Genomic DNA, 15,637 nt, shown 5'->3' on the forward strand with positions numbered 1-15,637 from the left:
ATAAGCATCGAGTGTATGTCGGCAATCATCGAGAAACTTCAACAGCTGCCATGGGCGGATGAGTTCAGTCATCGTGCCCTCGACAAGGCGCGTAGATACGCCCATGAACATCGGGTGAAAATCCTCGAACTTGATGATGTGTTGGTGCGGGCGACCTGCAGGGGCTCTGAAGGTAACGTCTACGAACAGCACATCGAACTGATTGAGGGTGCCAATGGCGATTTTGAGCTGGACTGCTCTTGCTCATGCCCCGTAGTGATTGATTGCAAACATTGCGCAACCGTTATTTATCATTTGCAGGACCTTCCGGTCGCAGCGCCTGACGGTTCTGACCCTGTTCACCTGAACCGTGAACTGGAGCGCTGGCTCGACGGAATTCCTTCTGCAAGCAATGCCGTCGATGAGGCGGCGCAGGTAACGAGTACGCGCCTGTTTTACAAACTCCGGGCAACGCCAACTGCCGGGAAATGGACGCTGGAAATTTTCAAGGCCCGTCAGCTCAAGGACGGCCGCCTGCAAGACATCAAATCGGTGTACTCGTTGTCGGATACGCTTATCCGGCAACCCGGTTACTTGACTGAACTGGATCTGCGCATCGCCAGGCTGTTGGTCGCCGTTCACTCCCATCATGCCTATTACGCCGGCTATCCCTTGGATGGCAGCAGTGGTGCTGAACTCATTGAAATGCTGTTGCGAACTTCGCGCCTTTTCCTCGATCTCGAACAGCCACAACCTTTAACGCAAGGAACAAGAAGAACGGGCCAATTTATCTGGGCCGAACAGGCCAACGGCAGTTTTCGCTCGCAATGGGGTAGCGACGAAGCCTCGGTGGAAACGATCCTGGCCCTGGAACCCTTGTACTATCTGGATCGCGAGCGTCTGCAAATTGGACCACTGTTCAATGCATTTGACGAAAAGCTGGCTCGCCACTTGTCCTTGGCTCCCGATATTCCGGCGCGGCAGGCGATGCAGTTCAGCCATCGGATGAGCGCCGCGACACGGGTAGCTCCGGCACCCCATGCGCTGACAGAGCGGATCATCGATGGCATTCTTCCCGAGGCTCACCTGACTCTAGCCAGCGGCAAGCGCTACATCCGCTGGCAACACGAGCCAGAGCACCGAGCGGCATTGGCGTTTACCTACAACGGCCATCCGACGTCGGACCGAAACCCGGAAGTGTTGATTCTTTCCGGGGCGGAAACCCAGCGTATCCAGCGCAACCCCATCGCCGAAAAAGCCTTGCGTCAGACCTTGCAAAAACACGGTTTTAGAAAGGCTACGCGTAAAAGCAGCCTGGACCGTCCAGGCGAAATGTTCACCCTGCCGGATGATACCGCCTGGCTTGCCTTTGCGCAGGATGGGGTCCCGGCACTGCGGGCGAAAAACTGGCTGATCGATATCAGCGATAACTTTCACTTCAACTTGCAGCCAGTGGAAGAGTGGTATGCCGAGATCGAGGAAGAGTCGGGGCATCAGTGGTTCGATCTGCAATTGGGGATCGTCGTCAATGGCGAGCGTCACAGCCTGCTGCCGATACTGCTGCATTTGCTGCGGAGCCAGCCACAGTTGATGGACCCCGAAAGCCTGGCTCAACGTAACGATGATGAACAACTGCTGATCGAACTTGGCGCCGGGAATACAGGTGGCAAGCCCCGAAGCAAAGTCGCGCTGCCCTACGGCCGAATCAAGCCGTTGATGGCCACCCTTGGCGAGTTGTATCTGGGATCGCATCAGGGCGATTCATTGCGCTTGAATGTTCCGGATGCTGCTCGCCTGAGTTTGCTGGAAAGTGTTCCGCTGGTCTGGCAGGGTGGCGAGCGACTGCGCAGTTTTGCGCAACGATTACGTGAGTCGACCCATGTTCAAGTCTCGGCGCCTGAGGGTCTCAAGGCGACGCTGCGACCGTATCAGCTCGAAGGGCTGAATTGGATGCAAACCCTTCGCGAGTTAGAAGTCGGCGGCATTCTGGGCGACGACATGGGGCTGGGGAAAACCCTGCAAACCCTGGCGCATTTGCTCACGGAAAAGCAGACCGGGCGACTTGATCTTCCAGCGCTGGCTGTAATGCCAACCAGCCTGATTCCGAACTGGCTCGACGAGGCGGCACGTTTTACCCCGCAATTGAAGGTTCTGGCGTTGCATGGCTCCGCCCGGCAAAAAGATTTTGCCAATCTTGCTGAATACGATTTGGTGTTGACCACCTATGCGCTGCTGCCTCGGGATCTAGAGGTTTTGCAGCCGCAAGTCTGGAGTGTGTTGATTCTCGATGAGGCGCAAAACATCAAGAACCCGGTTAGTAAAGCTGCTCAGGCAGCCCGCGACCTAAAGTCCCGCCAGCGACTGTGTTTGTCTGGCACGCCTCTGGAAAACCACCTCGGCGAACTGTGGTCCCAGTTTCACTTTTTACTGCCTGGTTGGCTTGGTGACAGCAAAACCTTCAATCGTGACTACCGCACGCCAATCGAGAAACACGCCAATAGTGATCGGATGCAACATCTGACGGCCCGGATAAAACCCTTTCTGTTACGCCGCAAGAAAGACCAGGTAGCAACCGAATTACCACCAAAAACCGAGATTGTGCATTGGGTTGATCTCAGCGATGGGCAGCGAGATGTGTATGAAACCGTCCGCGTCGCGATGGACAAGAAGGTGCGTGACGAAATCGCCCTCAATGGCGTTGGACGCAGTCAAATCATCATCCTTGATGCGTTACTCAAGCTGCGTCAGGTGTGCTGCGATTTGCGGCTGGTCAAAACGACGATCACGGCAAAGTCGCTTCGGTCCGGTAGTGGGAAGCTGATCAGCTTGATGGAGATGCTGGAAGAGTTGCTCAGTGAAGGCCGCAAGATTTTACTGTTTTCGCAGTTTACTTCGATGCTTGCCTTGATTGAGGAGGAGTTGCAGCAGCGTGATCTCGGTTACTCGTTGTTGACCGGTGATACGACGGATCGGCGCACACCGGTCAAAGACTTCCAGAGCGGTAAAGTGCCGCTGTTTCTGATCAGTCTGAAAGCGGGCGGCACAGGTCTGAACCTGACAGCAGCGGACACGGTGATCCATTTCGACCCATGGTGGAACCCGGCGGTGGAAAATCAGGCGACCGATCGTGCCTACAGGATTGGGCAAAACAAACCGGTGTTTGTTTACAAGCTGATTGCTCGGGGCACAGTGGAAGAGAAAATTCAGGCTTTGCAGCAGGAGAAGGCCGCTTTGGCGGGGGCTGTGCTTGAGGGCGGAACAACCGGAGGATGGAAGCTTGAGCAGACTGAAATTGAGGCGCTGTTTGCGCCACTGCCCAACTCCAAGTCCTGACAGTCGGCTTCTTCAATAATGGCCCCTCCGCGAGCAGGCTCGCTCCCACAGTATATCTATGGCGTTCCCATCATGGTGGGCAAGCACAGATCCAAAAGTGGGAGCGAGCCTGCTCGCGATGGCAATCTAACTGCCAACGCAAACCTCAGCGCTTTTCGAGCTTGTCCGGCAGTGGCGCAAACAACGCTTCAATATCATCGGTCTGCAACTTCCAGTCTCCCGTCCTGCGTCCATCCAGAACACCAGCTGCCAGATCGGATTTTTCTTTCTGCAGGTGCTGAATCTTCTCTTCGACGGTCCCCCGGGCAATCATCTTGTAGACGAACACCGGTTTCTCCTGGCCGATACGATATGCCCGGTCTGTCGCCTGATTCTCCGTCGCCGGATTCCACCACGGATCGTAGTGAATCACCGTATCCGCTTCGGTCAGGTTCAAGCCCACGCCGCCGGCCTTCAAGCTGATCAGAAAAATCTGTCGCTTGCCGCTCTGAAAGTCCTTCACCGGTGCGCGTCGGTCGCGGGTCTGTCCGGTCAGCAGCGCGTATTCAACACCGCGCTTTTTCAGCTCAACCTCGATCAGCGCCAGCATCGACGTGAACTGCGAGAACAGCAGAATTCGACGACCTTCTTCAAACAATTCATCAAGCATTTCCATCAGGCTGTCGAGCTTGCCCGATGTGCTGCCGCGAGCCGGCAGGGCGGCGTCGTTGACCAGACGCAAATCGCAACACACCTGACGCAGTTTCAGCAGCGCCTCGAGAATGATGATCTGGCTGCGCGCCACGCCTTTGCGGGTGATCTCGTCGCGGACCTTCTTATCCATCGCCAGACGCATGGTTTCGTACACATCGCGCTGGGCTTCATTGAGTTCGACCCAGTGAATGATCTCGGTCTTCGGTGGCAATTCCGTCGCGACCTGTTCCTTGGTCCTGCGCAACAGAAACGGTTTGATCCGGCCGTTGAGATGTTGAAGTCTGACTTCGCTGGCGCGTTTTTCAATGGGCACGCGGTAATCACGGTTGAAGCTTTTCACATCGCCAAGCCAGCCTGGCAGCAGGAAGTGAAACAACGACCACAACTCACCCAAGTGGTTTTCCAGCGGCGTACCACTGAGGCACAAACGCTGACGCGCATTCAGCTCCCGCGCCGCCTGTGCCGCCTTGCTGTTGGGGTTTTTGATGTACTGCGCTTCATCCAGCACCAGCACATGCAAAGGCTGCGCGGCGAGTTGTTCAATGTCTTTGGGCAGCAGCGCATAGGTGGTCAGGATCAGGTCGTAGTCTGCCAGCTTATCGAAGTGTTTTTTGCGGCTGGCACCGTACAGTGCCAGTACTTTGAGTTGCGGTGTGAAGTGCGCTGCTTCGTCGAGCCAGTTCGGGATCAGGCTGGTGGGCATCACCACCATGCACGGCCGATCAAGGCGTCCAACCGCTTTCTCAGTGAGAATATGCGCCAGGGTTTGTAGGGTTTTACCCAGGCCCATGTCGTCCGCGAGAATCCCGCCGACCTCCAGTTGCCGCAATGATTGCATCCAGCTCAAGCCTTCGAGCTGATAAGGGCGCAGAGTTGCGTTCAAGCCTTCAGGTGCGGTGGCGGTGTAGTCCTTGATGTCGCGCAGGCGCTGGGCAAAGGTGCGGATCTGTTCGCCGCCTTCCCAAAGCAGTGGCAAGTCTTCCAGCGGATTCAGGCGCGTGGCGTCGGCTTTGCTCAGGCGCAGCGTGGTTTCGCCGGGTTCTTGCAGATAGAACTCGCCGAGCGTCGCCAGCACCGGCTTCAAACGGCCGAAGGGCAGGGCGACTTGCAGTGGGCCGTACTCGGAGTTCGGGCGATTGGGGATGTTCACCAGAATCAGTTCGTCGTCGCGGCGTCGGGCGAGGCGTTCCGGGTTGAGGATTTCAGTGTGCGAGCGCATCAGGTTCAACAGGATCGGCAGCAAGCTCAGACGCTCGCCGTTGACGATGATCCCCAGTTCCAGATCAAACCAGTCGCGCTCCGGCACCTGCTCGACGGTGGCGTACCAATCATCCACCGCAGTCAAGTCGAAACCGAAGTCTTCGTCGATCTGCAACTCCCAGCCTTGGGTGCGCAGCTTGGGTAGTTCGTTGAGGGTGAAGGTCAGCCAGGCACTGTCATTGACCATCTCGTAGAGTTCGCCGGCACTTTCCGGCAAGGCTTTGCTTTGCCGGGTGGCAATCTTGAAGCCGAGGATGCGTAACTGTTCCCGGTAGGTCTGTTCGACATCCGGGTGGCGTTTTATCCGTAGCGTCTGGGTTTCCTGGCGGATCAGGATGTCGGCGTTCTTTTGTCCGCTGACGTATTCATCCAGATAGCTGAAAGACAACGCCGCGCGATGCTGAATGTAGCGCTGCATCTTGCCGTTGCGCGGTTCGAAGGCGCTGAACTCGATACTCGCCAGCCACAGGCGAGGCACCGGTTGAACGTTATCCACAAGCACTTGCGGCGGTGCTTTCGGGCCACGGTTTTCCAGTACGGCCTGAAGTTTTTCCAGCAGATCGGCATCTTGCGCAGCGGCGGGGTAGGCCAGTGTTTCCTGCACTTTCAGCAACACCGCCGCGCAATGCTTGCAGTTGCTGTGAACCGGGCAGGTGCATGTCGCGTCGACCATCAGCAAGGTGGCTTTGGCCGACTCGCGCAGGCGAATGGTCTGACGGTAAACGTTACCGCCCGAGCCTTCGCACGCGGCGGTGATCGTAGCGTCGCCGACCTCGACGATCCTGACGCGATTCTCCAGCGCGTAGCGGCGGCCGCGCTCCAGGCTTTGTTCCTTGAATCGGCTGACCCAGGAAGATGCCAGGGGTTTGCTCAGGCTTGGGGGCATAGCAATCAGTCCGGAATTTCTTCGGGAACTGGCCTAGGAGCAGGGGCGGTGAGCGAGGTGATCTTGATCAGCATGCCGAGGTGGCCGTTGTCCAGGAAGTTCAGCTGGCCGTTCTTGGTGTGGCTTTCTTGCTTGAGGCGCTCACTGGCGGTAATCGTGCCATTGGCGTCAATCTGATTGACCCAGAAGTCGGCGCCCACGTCGGTGAAGCGCCCCAGTTTCAGGTTCAACGTGCCCTCTATCGGGAACTGACCGTATTGTTCCTTGCCGTCGCTGATCGCGACTTTGCTCTCTTGTTCGCCGAGGTTTTGCTGCCAGGCCTTGTGCAGCAACACGGTGTATTCGTTGCTGGCGGTCAGTTTTTCCACTTCGCCATTCAGGGTCGGCGTGCGCAGGCTGTCCTTGCTGATGGGTAGGGCGCCGGCTGCCCAGTCTTCCGGTGCGGCTCGGCTGACGATGGCAGGCACGGCGTTTTGCCGGACCAGAATCAATTCAATCTGATACAGATCATCGGCAAACGCCGTGGGTGCGATCAGCGTTAACAGCAGGGGCAATGAGCGAAACAGGCGCATGCGGCGTCCTTCAAGCAGTTTTCGGGATAAGGAGCTCAAGCAGCGCCTCTACAGTATTAAAGCGTTCTTCTGAGCGCTCCATCGGCACCATGAATTTAAACATCGTGGCACCTTCGAATTTATAGCGTTTTGGCTGGCCCTGAATCAGTTTGATCAGTGTCAGCGGGTCGACCGGCGTCTGTGCCGCAAACTCGATGCGGCCACCTTGCGGACCGCCGTCGACTTTCTTGATACCCAGCAATTCGGCCTGCAATTTCAGCGCCGTGATGCGGATCAGGTTCTTGGTCGGTTCCGGCAACAGACCGAAACGGTCGATCATCTCTACTTGCAGATCCTTGAGACCGTCCTCGTCCGTGGCGGACGCGATGCGTTTGTAGAGAATCAATCGCGCGTGAACGTCGGGCAGATAGTCTTCGGGAATCAACGCCGGTACGCGCAGATTGACTTCCGGACCACCGCCCAGCGGCTGATCCAGATTCGGCTGCTCGCCTTTGCGGATCGACTTCACGGCGCGTTCAAGCATTTCCATGTACAGCGTAAAGCCAACCGCCTGGATCTGCCCGCTCTGACCGTCGCCCAACAGCTCGCCGGCGCCACGGATTTCCAGGTCGTTGGTGGCCAGCACGAAGCCTGCGCCGAGATCCTGGGTGTTGGCGATCGCTTCCAGGCGCTTTTCCGCATCCGGGGTGATTTGCTGGCGCGGTGGCGTCAGCAGGTAAGCGTAAGCCTGGTGGTGACTGCGGCCGACACGGCCACGCAACTGGTGCAGTTGCGCCAGGCCGAACTTGTCGGCACGCTCGATGATGATGGTGTTGGCGCTCGGTACGTCGATGCCGGTCTCGATGATGGTCGAGGCGATCAGCACGTTGAAGCGCTTGTGATAGAAGTCGCTCATCACCTGTTCGAGTTCGCGTTCGCGCATCTGCCCATGGCCGATACCGATCCGTGCTTCCGGCACGAGTTCGGCGAGGTCGGCGGCGCATTTCTCGATGGTTTTCACGTCGTTATGCAGGTAGTAAACCTGGCCACCACGCAGCAGCTCACGCAGCAGGGCTTCTTTGACCGTGCTCTTGTTCTGCTCCATGACGAACGTTCGCACCGACAGGCGACGCGCCGGCGGGGTGGCGATGATCGACAGGTCACGCATGCCCGACACCGCCATGTTCAGCGTGCGCGGAATTGGCGTGGCAGTCAGGGTAAGAATGTCGACTTCACTGCGCAGGGCCTTGAGCTGTTCCTTCTGACGCACACCAAAACGGTGCTCTTCGTCGATGATTACCAGCCCGAGGTTTTTGATCTTCACGTCATCTTGCAGCAGCTTGTGCGTGCCGATCACGATGTCGATCTTGCCTTCGGCCAGATCCGCAACGGCGGCGTTCACTTCCTTGGTCGACTTGAAGCGGCTCATCACTTCCACGGTCACCGGCCAATCGGCGAAACGGTCGCGGAAGCTGTTGTAATGCTGCTGGGCGAGCAGGGTGGTTGGCACCAGAATCGCTACCTGCCGACCGCCATGCACCGCGATGAAAGCCGCGCGCATCGCCACTTCAGTCTTGCCGAAACCCACGTCGCCGCAGACCAGTCGGTCCATCGGTTTCGGCGCGAGCATGTCGGCGCGTACCGCATCGATGGTGGTTTGCTGATCCGGGGTTTCTTCGAACGGGAAACCGGCGCTGAACGTCGCGTAGTCGGCTTTCGGGTCTTCGAAGGCATAGCCTTCGCGGGCGGCGCGACGGGCATAGATGTCGAGCAACTCGGCGGCCACATCGCGCACCTGTTCGGCGGCTTTGCGTTTGGCTTTTTGCCAGGTTTCGGAGCCTAGACGGTGCAGCGGGGCCAGGGCGTCGTCGCTGCCGGTGTAACGTGCGATCAGGTGCAGGTTGGCCACCGGCACGTATAGCTTGGCGCCTTCGGCGTATTGCAGCGTGAGGAACTCGGCGGCTTGATCGTCGATTTCCAGCGTTGCCAACCCGAGGTAGCGACCGACGCCGTGATCGATGTGCACCACCGGCGCGCCTTCGCGCAGTTCGGTGAGGTTCTTGATGACTGCATCGTTGTTGGCGTCGGCGCGTTTTTCCCGGCGACGGCGTTGCATCACGCGCTGACCGAACAACGGACTTTCAGCCACCAGCGCCAGGGCCGGGTTGTCGAGTACCAGACCTTCGTCGAGCGGAGCAATGGTGATCGCCAGGCGCTCCTTGCTCGCGACGAAGTCTGGCCAGCTGTCGACGGTTTTCGGTCGCAGCTTCAAGCGTTCGAGCAATTCCAGCAGCACTTCACGACGGCCCGCCGACTCTGCGGTAAACAGCACGCGGCCAGGGAATTCGTCGAGGAAACCGGCCAGCGCCGCCAATGGCTGAGTGGCTTTGGCTTCGATGGCCAGGTTCGGCAGTTCCCGCGCCGGGAAACGTTCGCGGCCGACACCGGTTTCCACGTCCTGTTGGCTGGCCACCACGCGTGGCCAGCTTTTGAGGCGGGCAAAGCAATCCTCCACCGGCAGGAACAACTCGGCCGGCGGCAACAAAGGACGGGACGGGTCGACGCGGCGCTCTTCATAGCGGTTACGCACGTCGTTCCAGAAATTCTCTGCCGCCTGCTCGATGCCCGGCAGGGAAAACACTTGCGTGTCCTGCGGCAGGTAATCGAATAGCGTGGAGGTTTCGTCAAAGAACAGCGGCAGGTAGTACTCGATACCGGCCGGAGTAATCCCGCTGCTCAGATCCTGAAAGATCGGGCAGCGGCGGAAGTCGACATCAAAGCGCTCACGGAAGCGTGCCTTAAAGCGGGTGACCGCGTCTTTCTGCAGCGGGAATTCCCGCGCTGGCAGCAAGCGGACGGTGTCGACTTTATCGATAGATCGCTGGTTTTCCGGATCGAATGTGCGCAGCGTCTCGATTTCGTCATCGAAAAGGTCGATGCGGAATGGCAGTTTGCTGCCCATCGGGAACAGATCGATCAGCGAGCCGCGCACAGTGAACTCGCCATGCTCATACACCGTGTCGACGTAGCGATAACCACTGGCTTCAAGCCGGGTGCGCATTTGTTCAACGTCGAGCTTCTGGCCAACGTCCAGGACCAGGCTGCTACCCAGCAGGAATTTGGTCGGGGCGAGGCGATGCAGGGCTGTCGTGATCGGCACCACCAGAACGCCATGACTCAGCTCCGGCAGCCTGTAAAGGGCGGCGATGCGCTGGGAAATAATGTCCTGGTGCGGCGAAAACAGATCGTAGGGCAGGGTTTCCCAGTCCGGGAAATGCAATACGGGCAAATCCGGGGCGAAGAAACTCAGCTCCTGTTCCAGCCGTTCGGCACTTTGGCTGTCGGCGGTCAGCAGCAGGGTAAAGCGCTTGGCAGCGCTGGCAGCCTCGGCGATGGCCAGGCTGAGGGCGGCACCGGGCAGGTTGCCCCAGTGCTGTTTACCTGCCGCGGCAGGGAGAAGCGGTAGACGCAGAACGGGCACGGAAGGTTGAGCTCCAAGCGTTGCGACAAAGTCTGTAATTGTAGCGGCCCCGGGTGCCGCCTGTCAGTTGCAGACTGTGTCTATTACGCAGGTTTGGCGAAATGTAGTGGTAAAGACAAAATTCATGGGTTTTTTACTTATAAATGCTGAATATGTAGTGGCAAAACCAACCGGTGTTACGGAGGGTTACGGACAAGGTAGCGTTATCTCCAAAAAATTGACTGCGCTGAAAGCCCCGGTTTTATTGGGCTTAAGCGGAGCGTAATTTTTTTGAACAGGAAATTGTTACGGATCGCGCGACAAGCGCGCATTGCTACGGGAAGGAGTCGGCGGCATAATGTAGCCCCTTTTTTCTGCCCCTACATGTGGAAGGTTCCCGTGACTCAGAAGCCCGACCAGTGTCTTGGTGAATGGATCGACCGTGAAGCACTCGCAGAAGCGATGATTCCGCTTATCGGTCAGCTCTACCGCAATAACAACGTGGTGAGCTCGATCTATGGCCGCAGCCTGATCAACCGTTCAGTCATTGCGATTCTCAAAGCTCACCGCTTTGCTCGTCATCGTCAGTCCGATGACACTGAATTGTCCGTCCACGAAACATTCCCGCTGCTCAAAGCGATGAGCGAGCTCAAGCTCGGCGCCGCTTCGGTAGACCTGGGCAAGCTTGCGGTCAAGTTCAAGGCCGAAGGCAAAGGTCGTACCGCCGAGCAGTTCGTCCGTGAAGAACTGGCTGATGTGGTTGGTCAGCAGAACGTTGCCGCTCGCAAAGGCACCGACGTTGTCCTGTACGGCTTCGGTCGTATCGGCCGTCTGCTGGCGCGCATCCTGATCGAGAAAACCGGTGGTGGCGACGGTCTGCGTCTGCGCGCCATCGTCGTCCGCAAGGGCGCCGAGAACGATCTGGTCAAGCGTGCAAGCCTGCTGCGTCGTGACTCGGTTCATGGTCCGTTCGATGGCACCATCACCATTGATGAAGCCAACAGCACCATCACCGCCAACGGCAACCTGATCCAGGTTATCTACGCGAAAAACCCGACTGAGGTGGATTACACCCAGTACGGCATCAAAGACGCGCTGCTGGTGGACAACACCGGTGTATGGCGTGACGCCGATGGCCTGGGTCAACACCTGGCTTGCCCGGGTATCGACCGCGTTGTTCTGACCGCGCCGGGTAAAGGCAAGCTGAAGAACATCGTTCACGGCATCAACCACGGTGAAATCACCGCTGACGACAAGATCGTTTCCGCCGCTTCCTGCACCACCAACGCCATCGTGCCGGTGCTGAAAGCTGTGAACGACAAGTTCGGCATCATCAATGGTCACGTTGAAACCGTTCACTCGTACACCAACGACCAGAACCTGATCGACAACTTCCACAAAGGCGATCGCCGTGGCCGTAGCGCCGCGTTGAACATGGTGATCACCGAGACCGGTGCTGCCACTGCTGCTGCCAAGGCACTGCCTGAGCTGGCCGGCAAGTTGACCGGTAACGCGATCCGCGTTCCGACGCCTAACGTGTCGATGGCCATTCTCAACCTGAACCTTGAGAAAGCCGCCACCCGCGAAGAGATGAACGAGTACCTGCGCTACATGGCGCTGCACTCCGATCTGCATAAGCAAATCGACTACGTCAACTCGCAGGAAGTGGTTTCCACGGACTTCGTTGGCTCGCGGCACGCAGGCGTTGTGGATGCTGAAGCGACCATCAGCCAAGACAACCGCGTTGTTCTGTACGTTTGGTACGACAACGAATTCGGTTACAGCTGCCAGGTGGTACGCGTGATGGAAGACATGGCCGGTGTAAACCCGCCAGCTTTCCCGCGCTAAGCGTTAGTAGCTACACATGAAAACGCCCCGACTCAGGTCGGGGCGTTTTTTTTTTGTGCGGTGATCGTTCCCATGCTCTGCGTGGGAATGCCTCAATGGACGCTCCGCGTCCGCTCTTCGGCAAGGACGCGGAGCGTCCTGGGCTGCATTCCCACGCGGAGCGAGGGAACGATCTTGTCGGCGTGCTCCCACAGTTGTGTCGCATAATGGCTGGCTTCAGTGGTGTGTCAGGAGGGCTTCGATTGTTGAAATGGCGACAGTGCGGTCTTTTAAGTCTGATTATCATGTTGTCAGGCTGCGGCAACAGCGACTCCCTGGAGAGCTTCGGCGGTCCCACCATGGGCAGTACTTATTCGATCAAATATGTTCGCCGCGCAGGTCTTCCCGCCTCCAAAGATGTCCAGATCGAGGTTGAGAAAATCCTCGCCGACGTCGATAAACAAATGTCGACTTATCGCAGCGACTCGGACATCGAGCGCTTCAATGATCTTCCCGCCAATCGCTGTCAGAAAATGCCCGAACCCGTCCTCGGATTGATCCGCGTCGGCGAACAACTGTCTGAACAAAGTGACGGCTCCTACGACCTGACAGTAGAACCTCTGCTCAACCTGTGGGGGTTCGGCCCACAGGCGCGCGAGGAAAAAATCCCGGCCGCCCAAGCACTGGCCGAAGTGCGGCAGCGAGTGGGTTACCGGCATCTGCGTATCGATCGCGACCAGTTGTGCAAGGATGCCGCCGTCGAAGTCGACTTCAACAGCATCGCTGCAGGTTATGCAGTCGACACCATTGCCGCAAAACTCGACGCCATGGGCATCCACAATTACCTCGCCGAAGCCACGGGTGAGCTCAAGGCCGCCGGCAAAAAACTCGACGGTTCACCTTGGCGTATTGCCCTCCAAGAACCTCGGGATGATCAGCAGATTGCGCAAAAGGTTATCGCTGTCGATGGTTATGGCGTGTCCACCTCCGGCGACTATCGCAACTATTTTCAGCAGGACGGAAAGCGATATTCCCACACCTTCGATGCCCGCACCGGTGCACCGGTCCTGCACACCCTGGCGTCAGTCACGGTGATTCATCCTTCAGCGCTGATGGCCGATGGACTATCGACACTGTTGCTGATTCTCGGCCCTGAACGGGGGTGGGACTATGCCCAGACACATGACATCGGTGCATTCTTTGTGATTCGTGCCGATACAGGTTTTGTCACACGAACCAATCAGGCTTTTGAGCGGCTCAGCGGCGCAAAAAACTGACTGAGGACAATACGAAAGCTGGCGTTGTAGTGCAGGCAAAACTAGCCTACGACGCGACCAAGGGTTAATGTGCGCGGCGTTGACGCTTCTATAGACTGTGTCCGGGTTCTGCACTGGCCCCAAATTGTTCCTTCACGCCACAGATCGGCGTGATTTAGCCGCAGGGTGCCGATGGCGCCGCGGCCTGTTCTGAGGAGTACGCATGGCTGTCTACAACTACGACGTGGTGGTGCTGGGTTCCGGCCCGGCGGGAGAAGGCGCGGCAATGAACGCCGCCAAAGCAGGGCGCAAGGTGGCGATGGTCGATAGCCGTCGCCAGGTCGGCGGCAACTGCACCCACTTGGGTACCATCCCGTCAAAGGCACTGCGTCACTCCGTCCGGCAGATCATGCAGTTCAACACCAACCCGATGTTCCGGGCCATTGGTGAGCCGCGCTGGTTCTCGTTCCCGGACGTACTGAAAAGCGCCGAAAAAGTCATTTCCAAACAAGTCGCTTCGCGCACCGGCTACTACGCCCGTAACCGCGTCGATGTGTTCTTCGGCACTGGCAGCTTCGCCGACGAGCAAACCATCGAAGTGGTCTGCGCTAACGGTGTCGTTGAAAAGCTTGTCGCCAAGCACATCATCATCGCCACCGGCTCGCGTCCTTATCGCCCGGCGGACATCGATTTCCACCATCCGCGTATCTACGATAGCGACACCATCCTCAGCCTCGGCCACACCCCGCGCAAACTCATCGTTTACGGCGCAGGTGTGATCGGTTGCGAGTACGCCTCGATCTTCAGCGGTCTGGGTGTGCTGGTTGAACTGGTGGATAACCGCGGTCAGTTGCTGAGCTTCCTCGACTCGGAAATTTCCCAGGCGTTGAGCTACCACTTCAGCAACAACAACATCACGGTTCGCCACAACGAAGACTACGACCGCGTCGAAGGCGTGGACAACGGTGTGGTCCTGCACCTCAAGTCCGGCAAGAAGATCAAGGCCGACGCCTTGCTCTGGTGCAACGGCCGTACCGGCAATACCGACCAGTTGGGTCTGGAAAACATCGGCGTGAAGGTCAACAGCCGTGGTCAGATCGAAGTGGACGAAGCCTACCGTACCTGCGTACCGAATATTTACGGCGCCGGCGACGTGATTGGCTGGCCGAGCCTGGCGAGTGCTGCGCATGACCAGGGTCGTTCCGCCGCTGGCAGCATCATCGAAAACGGTAGCTGGCGTTTTGTGAATGATGTTCCGACCGGCATCTACACCATTCCGGAGATCAGCTCGATCGGCAAGAACGAGCAGGAACTGACTCAGGCCAAGGTGCCGTACGAAGTGGGCAAGGCGTTCTTCAAAGGCATGGCGCGCGCGCAGATTGCCGGCGAGCCGCAAGGCATGCTGAAGATCCTCTTCCACCGCGAAACCCTGGAAGTGCTAGGTGTTCATTGCTTCGGTTATCAGGCGTCGGAGATCGTGCACATCGGTCAGGCGATCATGAACCAGCCAGGCGAACTGAACACGTTGAAGTACTTCGTCAACACGACGTTCAACTATCCGACCATGGCCGAAGCCTATCGGGTAGCGGCGTACGATGGCCTCAACCGGCTTTTTTGAGTGGCTCCGGCCGGTGGCCTGAGCCGGCCGGGGAGACCGATTTCAGCAATTCTCGAGCGTGGCGCTGGCCAAACCGGGAAAGTCTGTAATCAGGCTGTCAACGCCGAAGTCGGCGAGTCTGCGCATCAGCGCGGGCTCGTTGACTGTCCACACCGACACATGCAGCCCCTGACGCTGCGCCTTCTGCAGGCGTTCCGGCGTACATAGGGTCCAGTTCAACGCCAGAATCTCACAGCCATAGCTTTGCGCGACCTTCAACGGGTCGAGCCAGGCGTATTCGGCCACCAATCCGCGAGACACGTCCGGCACCAGATCCAGCGCGGCTTTGAGCACTTCGCGTGAACTTGAAGTGATCGTGACCTTGTCGAGCAGGCCGAAACGCTGAGCCATCTCACGGATCGCCAGCACGGTCGTGGCAGCGCGGGTGCGTGAGGCGCTTTTGACTTCCAGTTGCCAGTGATCGAAGTCGCACTTCTCGAACAACGCTTCCAGCGTCGGGATCGGACAGGGTTTGATCCAGCCCGGGCCGCCGTTGCGAGCGTCATACGTCACCAGCTCGGCCGCCGTATGCTCGACAACCTTGCCGCGCCGGTCAGTGGTGCGCTTGAGTGTCGGGTCGTGGATGACCATCAACTCGTTGTCCATGGACAGGTGCAGGTCCAGCTCGCAACGGCGAACGCCGTGCTTGAGGCATTGCTGAAAGCTGGTCAGGGTGTTTTCCGGTGCTTCGCCCTTGGCGCCGCGATGGCCGTAGATGAGGGTCACGGTTCTTCC

8 protein-coding genes are annotated in these 15,637 nt (G+C 58.2%); 4 read left to right on the forward strand and 4 right to left on the reverse strand.

Annotated features, from left to right (window positions below; genetic code table 11):
• The first annotated feature begins 15 nt into the window (after nt 1-15).
• Nucleotides 16-3,312 (forward strand): DEAD/DEAH box helicase, encoded by a 3,297-nt coding sequence (locus tag J2Y56_RS14300; protein WP_310350813.1) that lies wholly within the window; start codon nt 16-18, stop codon nt 3,310-3,312.
• Nucleotides 3,313-3,457: 145 nt separating this feature from the next.
• Here the strand turns inward: J2Y56_RS14300 and J2Y56_RS14305 are convergent, their stop codons facing one another.
• Genes J2Y56_RS14305 through mfd form a run of 3 tightly spaced genes read right to left on the reverse strand, consistent with a single transcriptional unit; the run spans nt 3,458 to nt 10,183 of the window.
• Nucleotides 3,458-6,151, reverse strand: a complete 2,694-nt coding sequence (locus J2Y56_RS14305) for a DEAD/DEAH box helicase (RefSeq protein ID WP_310350815.1) — start codon at nt 6,149-6,151, stop codon at nt 3,458-3,460.
• 5 nt (nt 6,152-6,156) lie between these two features.
• Entirely contained in the window at nt 6,157-6,723 is a 567-nt protein-coding gene (locus J2Y56_RS14310) for a CsiV family protein (RefSeq protein WP_310350816.1), read from the reverse strand.
• Nucleotides 6,724-6,733: 10 nt separating this feature from the next.
• Entirely contained in the window at nt 6,734-10,183 is a 3,450-nt protein-coding gene (mfd, locus tag J2Y56_RS14315; RefSeq protein ID WP_007943657.1) for a transcription-repair coupling factor, read from the reverse strand.
• Between the two features lie 363 nt (nt 10,184-10,546).
• Here mfd and J2Y56_RS14320 point away from each other — a divergent pair, with 363 nt between their 5' ends.
• The 3 genes from J2Y56_RS14320 to sthA all read left to right on the forward strand — a co-directional run bounded on the left by J2Y56_RS14320 (nt 10,547) and on the right by sthA (nt 14,863).
• Complete coding sequence (locus tag J2Y56_RS14320) at nt 10,547-12,010, forward strand: glyceraldehyde-3-phosphate dehydrogenase (protein ID WP_007943658.1); 1,464 nt, start codon at nt 10,547-10,549, stop codon at nt 12,008-12,010.
• 284 nt (nt 12,011-12,294) lie between these two features.
• Nucleotides 12,295-13,266 carry an FAD:protein FMN transferase gene (locus J2Y56_RS14325; protein WP_310350820.1) on the forward strand — a complete coding sequence of 324 codons (972 nt, stop codon included), beginning with the start codon at nt 12,295-12,297 and terminating at the stop codon, nt 13,264-13,266.
• A gap of 202 nt (nt 13,267-13,468) precedes the next feature.
• Nucleotides 13,469-14,863 (forward strand): Si-specific NAD(P)(+) transhydrogenase, encoded by a 1,395-nt coding sequence (gene sthA / locus J2Y56_RS14330; protein ID WP_007943660.1) that lies wholly within the window; start codon nt 13,469-13,471, stop codon nt 14,861-14,863.
• Nucleotides 14,864-14,905: 42 nt separating this feature from the next.
• Here the strand turns inward: sthA and J2Y56_RS14335 are convergent, their stop codons facing one another.
• Nucleotides 14,906-15,628: a glycerophosphodiester phosphodiesterase family protein gene (locus J2Y56_RS14335; protein WP_007943661.1), complete on the reverse strand. Its 723-nt coding sequence runs from the start codon at nt 15,626-15,628 to the stop codon at nt 14,906-14,908.
• Nucleotides 15,629-15,637: the final 9 nt, after the last annotated feature.

Origin of the sequence: Pseudomonas sp. BE134, from assembly GCF_031456105.1 — a bacterium.
GTDB lineage: Bacteria > Pseudomonadota > Gammaproteobacteria > Pseudomonadales > Pseudomonadaceae > Aquipseudomonas.